Annotated in this window: 11 protein-coding genes; 4 read left to right on the top strand and 7 right to left on the bottom strand. The window is 71.1% G+C overall.

The window, feature by feature from the left end; genetic code table 11:
• The first annotated feature begins 1 nt into the window (after position 1).
• Positions 2-607 carry a DJ-1/PfpI family protein gene (locus LUW87_RS01450; protein ID WP_232669297.1) on the top strand — a complete coding sequence of 202 codons (606 nt, stop codon included), beginning with the start codon at positions 2-4 and terminating at the stop codon, positions 605-607.
• Positions 608-646: 39 nt separating this feature from the next.
• Here the strand turns inward: LUW87_RS01450 and LUW87_RS01445 are convergent, their stop codons facing one another.
• Positions 647-1,453, bottom strand: a complete 807-nt coding sequence (locus LUW87_RS01445; protein WP_232669296.1) for an aldo/keto reductase — start codon at positions 1,451-1,453, stop codon at positions 647-649.
• A 151-nt stretch (positions 1,454-1,604) separates the two neighbouring features.
• Here LUW87_RS01445 and LUW87_RS01440 point away from each other — a divergent pair, with 151 nt between their 5' ends.
• Complete coding sequence (locus tag LUW87_RS01440) at positions 1,605-3,614, top strand: thioredoxin domain-containing protein (protein WP_232669295.1); 2,010 nt, start codon at positions 1,605-1,607, stop codon at positions 3,612-3,614.
• On the top strand, positions 3,614-5,692 hold the full coding sequence (locus LUW87_RS01435) for a RecQ family ATP-dependent DNA helicase (protein ID WP_232669294.1): 2,079 nt from the start codon (positions 3,614-3,616) through the stop codon (positions 5,690-5,692). The genes LUW87_RS01440 and LUW87_RS01435 overlap by 1 nt, the downstream gene beginning before the upstream one ends.
• Before the next feature lie 116 nt (positions 5,693-5,808).
• Here the strand turns inward: LUW87_RS01435 and LUW87_RS01430 are convergent, their stop codons facing one another.
• The 5 genes from LUW87_RS01430 to dnaE form a co-directional block, all read right to left on the bottom strand.
• Positions 5,809-7,011 (bottom strand): thiolase family protein, encoded by a 1,203-nt coding sequence (locus LUW87_RS01430; RefSeq protein ID WP_232669293.1) that lies wholly within the window; start codon positions 7,009-7,011, stop codon positions 5,809-5,811.
• Between the two features lies 1 nt (position 7,012).
• The gene (locus tag LUW87_RS01425; protein ID WP_232669292.1) at positions 7,013-7,414 is read right to left on the bottom strand and encodes a Zn-ribbon domain-containing OB-fold protein; all 402 of its coding nucleotides are present in this window, start codon (positions 7,412-7,414) and stop codon (positions 7,013-7,015) included.
• A 43-nt stretch (positions 7,415-7,457) separates the two neighbouring features.
• Positions 7,458-8,060 carry a nitroreductase family protein gene (locus tag LUW87_RS01420; RefSeq protein ID WP_232669291.1) on the bottom strand — a complete coding sequence of 201 codons (603 nt, stop codon included), beginning with the start codon at positions 8,058-8,060 and terminating at the stop codon, positions 7,458-7,460.
• 32 nt (positions 8,061-8,092) lie between these two features.
• A complete protein-coding gene (locus LUW87_RS01415; RefSeq protein ID WP_232669290.1) occupies positions 8,093-8,761 on the bottom strand; it encodes a hypothetical protein in 669 nt (222 codons plus the stop codon).
• Positions 8,762-8,851: 90 nt separating this feature from the next.
• Positions 8,852-12,391 carry a DNA polymerase III subunit alpha gene (gene dnaE, locus LUW87_RS01410; protein WP_232669289.1) on the bottom strand — a complete coding sequence of 1,180 codons (3,540 nt, stop codon included), beginning with the start codon at positions 12,389-12,391 and terminating at the stop codon, positions 8,852-8,854.
• A 283-nt stretch (positions 12,392-12,674) separates the two neighbouring features.
• On the opposite strand from dnaE, the gene LUW87_RS01405 reads away from it, so the two are divergent.
• Positions 12,675-13,214, top strand: coding sequence for an HdeD family acid-resistance protein (locus tag LUW87_RS01405; protein ID WP_232669288.1), 540 nt, complete (start codon positions 12,675-12,677; stop codon positions 13,212-13,214).
• Positions 13,215-13,328: 114 nt separating this feature from the next.
• On the opposite strand, the gene LUW87_RS01400 is transcribed toward LUW87_RS01405, so the two are convergent.
• The gene (locus LUW87_RS01400; protein ID WP_232670864.1) at positions 13,329-13,760 is read right to left on the bottom strand and encodes an RrF2 family transcriptional regulator; all 432 of its coding nucleotides are present in this window, start codon (positions 13,758-13,760) and stop codon (positions 13,329-13,331) included.
• Positions 13,761-13,869: the final 109 nt, after the last annotated feature.

The raw sequence follows: 13,869 nt of genomic DNA, 5'->3' as shown, positions 1-13,869 counted from the left end.
GATGGACGCCACGCGGGTCGACATCTGCATCTTCGACGGCACCGACGAGCTCGATGCCGTGGGACCGCTGGAGGTGCTCCGGGCGGCGGTGGCGGCCGGGGCGGACCTCGACGTGCGGCTGGTGACCCGCCAGCCGTCCCGCCTCGTCACCGCCGCCTTCGGCCTGCGCCTCGAACCCGACGGGGTCTTCGAACCGGGCGCCGCAGGCGTGATCGTGGTGACCGGCGGCGGGTGGGCCCGCAAGGCCGACCGGGGAGCGTGGGGCGAGGTCCGCCGGGGCGACTGGTCGGCGCCCCTGCACGACGCGGCCGAGGCCGGGGCCCTCATGACCAGCGTGTGCACGGGTGCCATGTTGCTGGCCGCGGCGGGGGTCATCGGCGACCGACCGGCCACCACCCACCACGCGGCCAAGGGCGATCTGGCGGCCACGGGCGCCACCGTCCTCGACGACCGGGTGGTCGACGCGGGGTCGCTCGTCACCGCCGCCGGCGTGACCAGCGGCCTCGACCTGGCGCTGCACCTCGTCGAGCGCCTCGTCGACGCCGGGACCGCTGATCGGGTGGCCCTGGGCATGGAGCACGCCCGCACCCCCGCCCACGTGGTCTGAACGGAGCGTCGACGGTGAGGGACGCCCGGGAGCCGGGCGTCAGCTGAACGTGTCGGGGTGAGGACCCGTGCGACCCTCCTCACCGGCGTCGAGGGCGTCGATGGCCGCCATCTCCTCGGCCGAGAGCTCGAAGTCGAACACGTCGAGGTTCGACGCGAGCCGCTCGCGGTGGACCGACTTCGGGATCACCACGATGCCCTGCTGGAGCTCCCAGCGGATCGTGACCTGGACCGGGCTCACCCCGTGGGATCGACCGATCTCGACGAGGGTGGGATCGTCCGCCACCTTGCCCCGGGCGATGGGGCCCCACGCCTCGGTGAGGATGCCGTGGGCCCGGTGGAACTCCTGGAGCTCGTGCTGGGGCAGGTAGGGGTGGAGCTCGATCTGGTTGAGCACGGGGACCACGCCCGTCTCCCGGATGATGTGTCCGAGGTGGGCGGGTTGGAAGTTGGAGACCCCGATCGAGCTCACCCGCCCGCTGTCGCGCAGCTCGACGAACGTCTCCCAGGTCTCGAGATACAACTCGTTGGCGGGGGCCGGCCAGTGGATGAGCAGGAGGTCGAGCCGGTCGAAGCCGAGCCGCTCGAGGCTGCCCTCGAACGACTCGATGGTCTTCTCACGGCCCTGGTAGCTGTTCCAGACCTTGGTGGTGACGAAGACCTCGTCGCGCGCCAGGCCGCTGGCGGCGACGCCACGACCGACCCCTTCCTCGTTGAAGTAGCCCCACGCCGTGTCGATGCTGCGGTAGCCCAGCTCGAGGGCGTCGAGCACGTTGCGCTCGGTGTCCTCGGCCGGCACCTGGAACACGCCGACCCCGAGCTGGGGGATGATCCGTCCGTCGTTCATGGTCAGGCTGGGTACGTCGGGCACGGGGCCTCCCGGGATCGCAGGGTCCCTGGCATCTTGGCCCATCAGCACGCGACCCGGACGACCACTGCCCACGACCGTTGGCCCGGGCCCGGGCGGGTGTGTCGTACGGCGTCGGTAGGTTGGCGCCATGACCGGGACCAACCGCCTCGCCCAGGAAGCCAGCCCCTACCTGCGCCAGCACGCCCACAACCCGGTCGACTGGTACCCGTGGGGCGACGACGCCTTCGCCGCGGCACGCCAGCGCGACGTGCCGGTGCTGATCTCGGTGGGCTACTCCGCCTGCCACTGGTGCCACGTCATGGCCCACGAGTCGTTCGAGGACGACGAGGTGGCCGCCGTCGTCAACGAGCACTTCGTGGCGGTCAAGGTCGATCGCGAGGAGCGCCCCGACGTCGACGCCGTCTACATGCAGGCCACCCAGGCCATGACCGGCAGCGGCGGGTGGCCCATGACGGTCTTCGCCTTCCCCGACGGGCGCCCGTTCTTCGCCGGCACCTACTTCCCGAAGGTGGCCCGCGGGGGCCAGATGGCCTTCGACGACCTGTGCCGGCGGGTGGCCGAGCTGTGGCGCGACCGTCGCGACGACCTGGTCGAGCAGGCCGACGCGCTCACCGAGGCCATCGGCTCCGGCGACCGTCTCACACCGGCCGAGGTCGCCCCCAGCTCGGCGATCGTGGCCAAGGCCGTCACCGGGCTGCTCGGCCAGCTCGACCAGGACCACGGTGGCTTCGGTCGGGCCCCCAAGTTCCCCCAGGCCATGTCCATCGACCTGCTGCTGCGCCACCACGTCACGACCGGCGACGAGCTGGCCCTCGCCGCCGCCACCACGTCCCTCGACGCCATGGCCTCGGGTGGCATCTACGACCACCTCGGCGGTGGGTTCGCCCGCTACGCCACCGATCAGCGCTGGCTCGTCCCGCACTTCGAGAAGATGCTCTACGACCAGGCCCTCCTGGTCCCCGCCTACCTCCATGCCTGGCAGGTGACCGGAGAGGCCCGCTTCCTCCAGGTCGTCGAGGAGACCGTCGGCTACGTCCTCACCGACTTGCGCCACCCCGCCGGTGGCTTCTTCGCCGCCGAGGACGCCGACTCCGAGGGCGTCGAGGGCAAGTTCTACGTCTGGACCATCGACGAGATCCGCGAGGTGTGCGGCGACGACGCCCAGGCGGCCATCGACTGGTACGGGGTGACCGATGCCGGCAACTGGGAGGGCGTCACCATCCTCGAGCGACCGGTGCGGGGCGACCTGGCCCGTCCTCCTGCGGTCGAACGGGCCCGCCGGTCCCTCCTCGCCGCGCGGTCACAGCGAGTCCGGCCCGGCCTCGACGACAAGGTCCTCACCGAGTGGAACGCGCTCATGCTGGCCGCCCTCGCCGAAGCGGGCGCGGCCACCGGCAACGCCGAGTGGCTGGCCGCGGCGGTGGCCAACGCCGAGTTCCTGGTCGCCCACCTCCGCGGCCCAGACGGCCGCTGGCTCCGTTCCTGGCAGGGTCCCGCCGACGACCCCGAGGCCGGTTCGGCCCGGTTCCTGGCCTACGCCGGCGACCACGCCGCCCTCGTCGAGGCCTTCGTGCGCCTGGCCGAGGCCACCGGCCAGGCCCGTTGGATCGACGAGGCCGACCGCATCGCCCGGGCGCTCGTCGAGCTGTTCTGGGACGACGAGGCGGGCGGCGTGTTCACCACCGGCGTCGACGCCGAGGCGCTGGTGACCCGCCCCAAGGACCTGATGGACAACGCCACGCCCTCGGCGAACAGCCTCGCCGCGGTGGGCCTGGCCCGGCTCGCCGCCCTCACCGGCGACCACACCCACCGTGACCGGGCCGACGCCGTCGTCCGCCTCCTCGGCGACGTCGCCGGCAAGCACCCGACCGCCTTCGGCCACCTGCTGGTCGCCGTCGACCTGCTCGACCGGGGCACCACCGAGATCGTGATCACCGGCGACCGCCCGGACCTGCTCGCCGAGGTGCACCGCCGGTGGCTCCCCCAGGCCGTGCTGGCCTGGGGCGACCCCCGCGAGACACCGCTGTGGGAGGGTCGCGCCGAGACGGGATCCGACGGACGGGCCTACGTGTGCCAGGGCTACGTGTGCCAGGCGCCCGCCTCCACGATCGACGAGCTGCTCGCGCGCCTCGATTGATGGGCACCACCGACCAGGCCCGCCTCGGCGACCTCGCCGATGCCCACCTCGACGCCGTCATCGCCGCCATGGCCGGGCCCGACGCCCGCCCCCGCGACGACCAACGCACCGCGGTGCGGGCCCTCGTCGCCGATCAGGCCCGGGTGCTCGTGGTGCAGGCGACGGGGTGGGGCAAGTCCGCCGTGTACTGGGCCGCCACCGCCGCCCTGCGCGCCGACGGGCGGGGCCCCACCATCGTGGTCTCGCCCCTCCTCGCGCTGATGCGCGACCAGATCGACGCCGCCACCCGAGCGGGGCTGCGAGCCGCCACCATCAACTCCGGCAACGTCGACGAGTGGGACGACATCCTCGAGGCGCTGGGTGCGGGCCACCTCGACGTGCTGCTCATCTCACCCGAGCGGCTGGCCAACCCCGGCTTCGCCGCTCGCACCGCCACGCTGCTCGCGGGCGCCGGCCTCATCGTCATCGACGAGGCCCACTGCATCTCCGACTGGGGCTTCGACTTCCGTCCCGACTACCAGCGCATCTCCCGCCTGCTCACCGCCACCGACGGCGTCCCCGTCCTGGCCACGACGGCAACGGCCAACCAGCGCGTCACCGACGACGTGGCCGACCAGCTCGGGGCCCACACCCTGGTCCTGCGCGGCACGCTGGCCCGCCGCTCCCTGCGCCTGGCCGTCATCGACGGCCTCGGCCCTCTCGAGCGCTACGCCTGGGCTGATCGCGCCCTGCACACCCTCGAGGGATCGGGCATCGTGTACGTGGCCACGGTGGCCGAGACCGAGCGCCTCTCGGCCTACCTGCGCCACCAGGGCCACCACGTGGCCCCCTACTCCGGTCAGCTCGACCCGGCCCAGCGGGCTGCCACCGAGGACGACCTGCGGGCCAACCGGGTGAAGGCCGTGGTGGCCACCTCCGCCCTCGGCATGGGCTACGACAAGCCCGACCTGGCCTTCTGCCTCCACCTCGGCTCCCCCGACTCCCCGGTGGCCTACTACCAACAGATCGGGCGGGCGGGCCGGGCGCTCGACGACGCCGCGGTGGTGCTCCTGCCGGCCGAGACCGACGAGCGCCTCTGGGAGTACTTCGCCACGGCGTCCATCCCCCGGCCCGACGAGGTGGCCGCCACCCTCGCCGCGCTCGACGACGCCGACGGCCCCCTCAGCGTGCCGGCCATCGAGTCAGCCACCGGGCTGCGACGCGGCCGCATCGAGCAGCTCCTGCGGGTGGTGGCCGTCGACGGGGCCGTCGAACGCGTCCAGGGTGGGTGGCGGGCCACCGGCGCCGGCTACGACCACGACGACGCCAAGTGGGACCAGATCCGGGCCGTGCGGCGCCGCGAGTCCGACATCATGCGCGACTACGCCCGCGGCCGCGGGTGCCTGATGCGCTTCCTCCAGGACGCGCTCGACGACCCGGACCCTCGACCGTGCGGGCGCTGCTCGGTGTGCACCGGCGAGCTCCCACCCCCCGCCCGCCAGCTCGACCCGGCCGACGTCGAGCAGGCCCGGGTGTTCCTGCGGGGCACCGACGTGGTGCTCGTGCCGCGCAAGCGCTGGCCCGGAGGGGTGGGCCGCAAGGGCGCCATCGTGGGTCCCGACGAGGGGCGCGCCCTGGCCTTCGCCGACACCCCCGGGTGGCACGACGAGCTGATGGCCCTCGGGCCCACCGGCGCCCCCTACCCGGACGCCATCCTGCAGGGCGCCGTCGACGTGCTCTCGCGGTGGAAGGCGCACTGGCCCGCTCGTCCCGTGGCCATCGTCCCGGTGCCCTCCCGACGACTCACCGGACGCATCACCGGCCTGGCCGAGCACCTCGGGCGGGTGGGCCGGCTGCCGGTGCTCGACGTCCTCGAGTCGGTCGGCCCCCCGCCGCCAGACGACGCCGCCTCCAAGGTCCGGGTCGAGCACCTCCTCGCCACCATGTCGGTGCGGCCGGGGGCCCGGCTGCCCGACGGCCCCCTGCTCGTGGTCGACGACACCTACCGCAGCGGCTGGACCATGACCGTCGCCGCCGTGCTCCTGCGAGAGGCGGGCGCCACCGGGGTGCTCCCGTTGGTGGTCCACCAACTGCCCTGAACGCCCGCCCGCCATGGCGCCGGACGCGACGGAGGGCCCACCCCGAAGGGTGGGCCCTCCGTCGAAACCGAAGCGGACCATCCGGCCCCTCACGGACCCCGACGGTTCGCGCCCGATCAGGCCGCGGACTTCTCCAAGATGTGCACACCGCAGGCCGAGCCGAGGCCGATGACGTGGGCCAGGCCCACCTTGGCCCCTTCGATCTGGCGGTCGCCGGCCTCGCCGCGCAGGTGGTGGGCCACCTCCCAGACGTTGGCGATGCCGGTGGCGGCGATCGGGTGGCCCTTCGACTCGAGGCCGCCGGAGACGTTGACCGGCGTCGAGCCGTCGCGCCAGGTGGCCCCCGACTGGAAGAAGTCGACCGCACCACCCTCGGGGCACAGCATCAAGTTGTCGTAGTGCACCAGCTCGGCGGTGGCGAAGCAGTCGTGGAGCTCGACGAGGTCGAGGTCCTCGGGACCGACGCCGGCCTGCTCGTAGGCCGTGGTGGCCGCGTTGCGGGTGAGGGTGTTGACGTTGGGGAGCACCTGGCAGGCCTCTTCCCACGGGTCGGTGGTGAGGACCGAGGCGCTGATCTTCACGGCCCGCTTGCGCTGCTCGAGGCTGAGCGTCTTGAGCTTGGCGTCGCTGACCAGCACCGCGGCGGCGGCCCCGTCGCAGTTGGCCGAGCACATCGAGCGGGTGTTGGGGTAGGCGATCATGGGGTCGCCCATGATCTGCTCGAGGCTCATCGCCTTGGTGTAGGCGGCCAGCGGGTTCAGGGTGGAGTGGGAGTGGTTCTTCTCGGCGATGCGGGCGAACAGCTCGAAGCTGGTGCCGCCGTAGCGGTGCCCGTACTCCATGCCCACCTGGGCGAAGACTCCCGGCATCATGTCGGTGCCCACCCGGCCGTCGAGGCCGGTAACGGCGCCGTAGCGACCCGAGGGCGTCCACTCGTCCGAGGCCGGCTTGCCCGCTCCGGCGCCGAGCATGCCGGCGCCCGAGAGCTTCTCGACGCCCACGGCCAGGCCCATGTCGACCTCGCCGGCCTTGATGGCCATCATCACGGTGCGCAGCGCGGTGGCGCCGGTGGCGCAGGCGTTGGCCACGTTGTACACGGGGATGCCGGTCTGGCCGATCTGCTTCTGCACCTGCTGGCCGATGCCGGCCGAGGCGTTCATGAGGCTGCCGGCGGCGACGACCCCCATCTCCTTCATGGACACGCCACCGTCGGCGAGGGCCGCGATGGCGGCTTCGGAGGCCAGGTCGACCGCTTCCTTGTCGGGATGCTTGCCGAACTTGGTCATGTTGATCCCGAGGATCCAGACGTCGTCTGCCATGTCAGTTCCCCTCGATGGGTTCGAAGCCGAAGCCGATGGCCTCGGTGCCGGTGGAGTCGGTGCCGATCGGGAAGGTGGTGAGACGCACCTTCATGCCGAGCGTGACGTGGTCGGGATCGGGCGGGGTGTTCACCACGTTGCCCTTCACGCTGGTGCCACCGCAGTCGACGATGGCCGCCACGTACGGCGCCGGGACCCCCGGAGGGGCCCATCCGACGATGGTGAAGGCCCGGACCTCGCCGTCGGTGGGCACGGGAGCCTTGGTGAACTCCTGGCCGCCACAGCTGGCACAGGCCACGCGGTGATCGAAGAACCGGGCACCGCAGTTGGTGCATTCGTTGGCGACCAGGCGGGGCTCGTCGCCGAGCTCCAGGTAGTCGACCATCGGGACAGGTGTCCCCATCTGGGCAATCCCCCTCTGACGCAGGCGTTGCGGTGGCGTCACCTCACCAGCCGCCCCGGTGGACGACCGATTCGAGGCTACGCCGCGGACGGGCGGCGGAGAAACTCCGCCGATCGCCGAGGGGATCGGCGTAGCCCAGGGCGATGGTGCCGACCGGGCACCGGTCGGCGGGGATCCCGAGGCTCGCCTTGAGGGCCGACTCGTGCTCGAACTGACCGAAGAAGCAGGCGCCGAGCCCCTCGTCGACCGCGGCCAGCAACGCCACCATGGCGGCGAAGGCCGTGTCCACGTACCAGTACGGCACGGGCCAGGCGTCGGGGTCCGTCCCCAGGCCCGTGGCCACCTTGTCGGGCTCGGCGTAGCGCTCGACGTAGGCAGAGGGGTCGCCCACCGGGACGAGCAGGACGGGGGCCCGCAACAGGCCGGGCCACGGGAAGTCGCGGCGGCGCTCGGCGGGCAGGGAGACGTCCCAGTAGCGGGCCGTCTCGGCGCCCTCGAGCACCACCAGATCGAGGCCCTGGGTGTTGCCGGCTGCCGGGATCCGCACCGCCAGGTCGAGGATGCGATCGAGGACGTCGCCGGGGACGGGACGGCCGTCGAAGGCCCGCACCATGCGGCGGCGGCGGACGACGTCGGCGAACTCCACGGGGGCGGGCCCCGGTCCAGGGGCCGTGCCGCTCAGCGGAGCTTGGCCAGGTCTTCGGCCATGGCCCAGCCGAAGACGATCAGCGAGTCGCCCCGCTCGGGCTCCATGCCGGCGAAGAACTCCTCGCAGCGCCCGTCGAGCTTCTCGGGCTTGAGCGTCTCGTGATCGAGGGCCAACGGGAACGAGCCGTCGCCCTTGGCCACGAAGACCTTGTCGTCGTAGGTGCCGTTGTCGATGCCGAAGCGCTTGGCCAGGCGGCGACCCCAGGCGCGCTCCTCGCCCGTGGCCTTGTGATCGGGCCGGGGCACGATGTCATCGAGGGCCTTGAACGCCTCGTACCCGCTCGGTGACGCGAAGCGGGTGCCGACGAGGACGTCCTCGTCGGGGAAGGCCAACACCGCCCTGCGGTACTGGTCCATCATGAGCGCCCGCAGCACCGAGTCCCGCTTGGAGATGCGCTTGATGGACGCCAGCCCGATGAGGACGCTCGGCGTGCCGCCGATGCGCTCGAGCGTGCAGAACGAAAACCCCTTGAGGCCCGCGCCTTCGCGGGCCAGTGACACGAGCACCCAGGCCTCGGCCTGCTTCGACAGCAGACCAGCCTCGAAGTGGGCCGGCCCGTCGGCGCAGATGTCGGCCATCTCGGCCAACTCGGCGTCGCTGAGCTGGGTGCAGTCCTTGGTCGTGACCTCGATCGCCATGTTGCTGTGCAGCCCCCAGGAAGCCGAAAACGAACCTCCAGTCCAGCCCGTCAGGCCGCCGGACGCAAGCTGAGTGCCGCCGAGCGGCGCTCAGGAGCTCACCGCCGCGGGCCCCAACAGCACCCTGAGCTCGGCCAACAAGCCGGTGCGGACCTCGACGCAGAACGCCTCGGGGAGGCGCAGCACCTGGCGGTCGCCGAGGTGCAGGAACACCTGGGACTCCCCCGGGTGCTCCAGCAGCAGCGCCTTGAGCGAGGTGAGCATGGCCTCGCTGAGGGCGGCCGGCGAGACCGTGACCCGCAGAGGAGGCGCACCGTCGGTGATGGGCTCGAAGCGCTCGAGCTCGGTGGCCATGAACTTCGTCTGGTCCTCGCGCTTGTCGACCCTGCCCTTGACGATGACGACGGCATCGTCCTCGAGGAGGTGGCCGTAGGCCTGCATGGTCTTGGGGAAGACCATGCACTCGACCGAGGACTTGAGGTCCTCGAGGACGAACACGGCCATGAGGTCGCCCTTCTTGGTCCACTTGCGCTGCAGGGAGGTGACCAGGCCGCCGACGACCCGGATGGCGCCCTCGTCCACCTCCTCGAGCTCGTCGAGCGTGCACTCGGTGCGCCGCCGCAGCGACGCCTCGGCCCCCATGAGCGGATGGTCGCTCACGTAGAGGCCGAGCATCTCCTTTTCGAAGGCCAGCCGCTGGCGCTTCTCGAAGTCGTCGGTGGGGATGAGGTAGCGGTTGGCCGTACCGGCCTCGCCGTCCGAGTCGGGTTCGGCCATCGAGAACAGGTCGAACTGCCCCTCGGCCTCCTTGCGACGCCGGGCCACGGTCTCGTCGATGATCTTGTCGTAGAAGCCGAGCAGGCCCTTGCGGCTGTACCCGAGCGAATCGAACCCGCCGGCCTTGATGAGCGACTCGATGGTGCGCTTGTTGAGCACCGTGGTGTCGACCCGGTCGCAGAAGTCGTAGAAGTCGAGGAAGGGCCCGTTGGCCTCACGCTCGGTGAGGATGTGACCGACCAGGCCCTCCCCCACGTTGCGCACCGCCGAGAGACCGAAGGCGATGGCCGGGTTCTCGCCCGGGCGCTCGACGGCGATGAAGTCGCTGGCCGAGACGTTGACGTCGGGCACCAGGACGTCGAGGCCCATCTGGCGGCACTCGGCCAGGTACACCGCGGCCTTGTCGAGGTTGGTCTTGACGCTGGTGAGCAGCGCGGCGAAGTACTCGACCGGGTAGTGCGCCTTGAGGTAGGCGGTCTGGTAGGCGACGTAGCCGTAGCCGTAGCTGTGACTCTTGTTGAACGCGTAGTCGGCGAAGGGCTCGATGATGTCGAACAGCGAGGTGCCGATGGCCCCGCCGTACCCGGTGGCCTCGGTGCCGGCCACGAACTTCTCGCGCTCCTTGGCGATGAGCGCCCGGTCCTTCTTGCCGCAGGCCTTCCTGAGGTTGTCCGCATCGGCAAGCGAATAGCCGGCGAACTTCTGCGCCACCCGCATCACCGACTCCTGGTAGATCATCAGGCCCTGCGTGTCACCGAGGATCTCCTCGAGGTCCGCATGCAGGTACTCGATGGGCTTGCGACCGTTCTTGCGGTCGGCGTAGTCGTTGTGCATGTTCGCCGACATCGGACCCGGTCGGTAGAGCGCCACCAGAGCCGCTACGTCCTCGAACGAGGTCGGCGCGAGCGAACGCATGAGGGCCCGCATGGGCCCACCCTCCAGCTGGAACACACCGATGGAGTCGCCGTCGCGCAGCAGCTGGAGCGTCTTGTCGTCGTCGAGGGGGACGTCGTCGATGTCGAGCTCGACGCCCTGGGTCTCGCGCAGCATCACCACGGTGTCGGTGATGACATCGAGGTTGCGCAGGCCCAGGAAGTCCATCTTGAGCAGGCCCAGCTCCTCGACCCCGTGCATCTCGTACTGGGTGACCACCGGGGAGTCCTCGGGGTCCTTGCCCGCTTCCGGCTTGCGCTGGATGGGCAGGTACTCCGTGAGCGGCTCCTTGGTGATCACCACCGCGGCGGCGTGGATGCCGTCCTGGCGACGCAGCCCTTCGAGCCCCTTGGCCACCTCCATGACCTGACGGGCGTCGGGATCGGTGGCGAACATCTCGCGGAGGTCGGCCGCCATCTTGTAGCCGTCGAGGTACTTCGGGTGCTCGTCGAGGCAGGCGTAGAGCGGCGTGTCGCGCCCCATGACCAGCGGCGGCATGGCCTTGGCCACCTTGTCGCCCACTGCGTAGGGGTACCCGAGCACCCGCGCCGCATCGCGCACCGCGGCCCGGGCCTTGATGGTGGAGAAGGTGACGATCTGGGCCACGTGGTCTCGCCCGTAGCGCTCCGCCGCGTACCGGATCATCTCGTCGCGGAAGCGGGAGTCGAAGTCCATGTCGATGTCGGGCATGGAGATGCGGCTCGGGTTGAGGAAGCGCTCGAACAGCAGGTCGTACCGGATGGGGTCGAGGTCGGTGATGCGCAGCGTGTAGGCCACCGCGCACCCGGCCGCCGAGCCACGCCCGGGCCCCACCCGGATGCCGGCGTCGCGCGCATGGCGGATGAGGTCCCAGACGATGAGGAAGTAGGAGCTGAACCCCATGTCGCCGATGACCTTGAGCTCGTACGCCAGGCGCTCGACGACGGAGTCGGGGAGCTGGTCGCCCCAACGTTGGTGGGCGCCCTCGAAGGTGAGGTGGCGCAGGTAGTCGGCGTCGTCGGTGAACCCCTCCGGGAGAGGGAAGTTCGGCAGCTGCGGCTTGCCGAACTCGATCTCGACCTCGCAGCGCTCGGCAATCCAGAGGGTGTTGTCGCAGGCCTCGGGCACCTCGTCGAACAACGAGCGCATCTCCGCCGCGGTCTTCAGGTAGTGCTGGTCGCCGTGGAACTTGAAGCGATCGGGGTCGCTCATGAGCGACCCCGTCTGCACGCACAGCAGGGCGTCGTGGGAGACCGCGTCGTGCTGGTGGGTGTAGTGGCTGTCGTTGGTGGCGAGCAGCGGCGCCCCGATGGTGCGGGCGATCTTCAGCAGCTGGGGGTTGGTGGTGCGCTGCTCGGGGATGCCGTGGTCCTGGAGCTCGACGAACAGGTTGTCCTTGCCGAAGATGTCCTGGAGGCGGGCGGCCTTCTCGACGGCCCCCTTCTCGTCGCCCTGCATGAGGGCTTGCAGCACCTGACCACCGAGGCAGCCGGTGGTGGCGATGATGCCCTCGTGGTGGGCCTCGAGCAGCTCCCAGTCGACCTTGGGCTTCATGTAGTAGCCCTCGAGGTAGGCCCGGCTCGAGAGCTGGATGAGGTTCTTGTAGCCGGTGGCGTTCTCGGCCAGGGCGGTCAGGTGGTAATAGGCCTTGCGCCCCCCTTCGGCCTCGCCGCCGGAGTCGTCCATGCGGCCCCGCCGGGCCGGACGCTCGGTGCGGTGCTCGTAGGCCTGGTAGAGCTCGGTGCCGATGATGGGCTTGACGCCCTGGGCCTTGGCCGCCTTGTAGAAGTCGAGGATCCCGTACATGTTCCCGTGGTCGGTGATGCCGACCGCCGGCTGGCCGTCGGCCGCCGCCGCGGCCACGACGTCGCCGACCCGGGCGGCGCCGTCGAGCATCGAGAACTCGGTGTGCAGATGCAGGTGGGTGAACGAATCCGGCACCCGACGACTCCTCGAAACCGCTCGCGCTGCGCACGGCGCAGCAGGCCCTCCACCCCACCGATGCCACGCCCACAGACCCCTGTGAACGCGAACTACACCGGTGTGGTGCTCCGACGACCGATGGTAGCCCGCGATCTTCTCGCTCATCGCGTCCCGACGAGCTGGCGAGGAGGGCGCCATGGACACGGCGGGATCCACGCCGACGGCCGGGTCCGGCCGTACGATCCGCGCAGAACACCGACGCAGGGGGAGGCCCCAGATGGCCCTAGACGATCGTTCCACCATGGATCTGCTGCGCGGGTCGCGCATCACCGCCTACACGGTCGGGGCCCTGAGCCTCATCGCCGGCATCGTGTTGCTGGTGTGGCCCGACCGCACCACCGTCGTGGTCGCCCGCGTGCTCGGGATCTTGTTCGTCGTGGTCGGGTTCGGCCAGATCGTCGAGGCCGTCACCACCCACCGCCAGGGCAACTACTGGGGCCTGCTGTTGCTGCGCGGGGTCGTCAACCTCGGCTTCGGCCTGGCGCTGCTGTTCTGGCCCGACGTCACCGTGAACGTGGTGATCTGGTTGATCGGGCTGAACCTGGTGATCACCGGCCTGCTCGGCCTCATCGTCTCGTTCCAGGTCCCCAAGGAGATGGGCCGCAGTGCGATGGGCCTGCAGGCCGTCATCACCATCGTGGTCGGGGCCCTGATCATGCTGTGGCCGAGTGCCACGCTGGCCGTGGTGGCGGTGCTGGCAGGTGTCGTGCTGATCCTCCTCGGCCTGGTCCTGTTGGCATCCGGTTACTCGCTGTCGAAGGCGAAGGTCACGACGGTCTGACCCGGGGAGCCGGCCCCGAACCCCGGGGCCGGCTCCGGTCGACCCCGATCGCCGCCGGCAACCCGAGAGCCGGGCGCTTCGCCCACCGGGCTCAGGGCGCCCCGCCCACCGGACTCAGGGCGCTTCGCCCACCGGCGGAGCAGCGACGACGACGTCGAGATCCGAGAGCGGCGTGGCCCCGAGCTCGTCGAGCAGGTGGGCCCGGGCCCGTGACCAGGGGTGGTGCAGGGCACACGGCCCGATCTCGGTGCAGGGCCGGTCCTCGAGCACGCAACGGCCGGTGACGGTGGGCCCGTCGACCGCCTCGATGACCTCCAGCACCGAGATGCCCTCCAGCGGCGCCACCCGCGTGTAGCCGCCGGCGGGCCCCGGCTCGGACCCCACCCATCCCTTGGCCACCAGGGGATGCAGGATCTGGGGCACGAAGCCGGCCGTGGTGCCCAGCACCTCGGCGAGCTGAGCGGCCTTCATGCGCCGACCGTCGTCGGTGAGGGCGACGAGCGCCCGGGTGGCCAGGTCCGCTCGACGGGTGATCTCCAATCGCACAACCATTGACTAGCCGGTGCAGACCCTCGCGTCGAGATCGGCCATCGACGATCCCGACGCGCGCCCCTCGGCGGTGCGGACTGTCCCACCGTCGAGCGAAGATGGCGCC

This window comes from Rhabdothermincola salaria, assembly GCF_021246445.1.
Classification (GTDB): Bacteria; Actinomycetota; Acidimicrobiia; order Acidimicrobiales; family Acidimicrobilacustridaceae; genus Rhabdothermincola_A; species Rhabdothermincola_A salaria.
This window is presented reverse-complemented; position numbering and strand designations above follow the sequence as displayed.

Coding starts and splice junctions, on each gene's coding strand:
- LUW87_RS01435 (WP_232669294.1), top strand. CDS start 3,614: ATGGGCACCACCGACCAGGCCCGCCTCGGCGACCTCGCCGATGCCCAC.
- LUW87_RS01440 (WP_232669295.1), top strand. CDS start 1,605: ATGACCGGGACCAACCGCCTCGCCCAGGAAGCCAGCCCCTACCTGCGC.
- LUW87_RS01445 (WP_232669296.1), bottom strand. CDS start 1,453: ATGAACGACGGACGGATCATCCCCCAGCTCGGGGTCGGCGTGTTCCAG.
- LUW87_RS01405 (WP_232669288.1), top strand. CDS start 12,675: ATGGATCTGCTGCGCGGGTCGCGCATCACCGCCTACACGGTCGGGGCC.
- LUW87_RS01425 (WP_232669292.1), bottom strand. CDS start 7,414: ATGGGGACACCTGTCCCGATGGTCGACTACCTGGAGCTCGGCGACGAG.
- LUW87_RS01415 (WP_232669290.1), bottom strand. CDS start 8,761: ATGGCGATCGAGGTCACGACCAAGGACTGCACCCAGCTCAGCGACGCC.
- LUW87_RS01450 (WP_232669297.1), top strand. CDS start 2: ATGGACGCCACGCGGGTCGACATCTGCATCTTCGACGGCACCGACGAG.
- LUW87_RS01430 (WP_232669293.1), bottom strand. CDS start 7,011: ATGGCAGACGACGTCTGGATCCTCGGGATCAACATGACCAAGTTCGGC.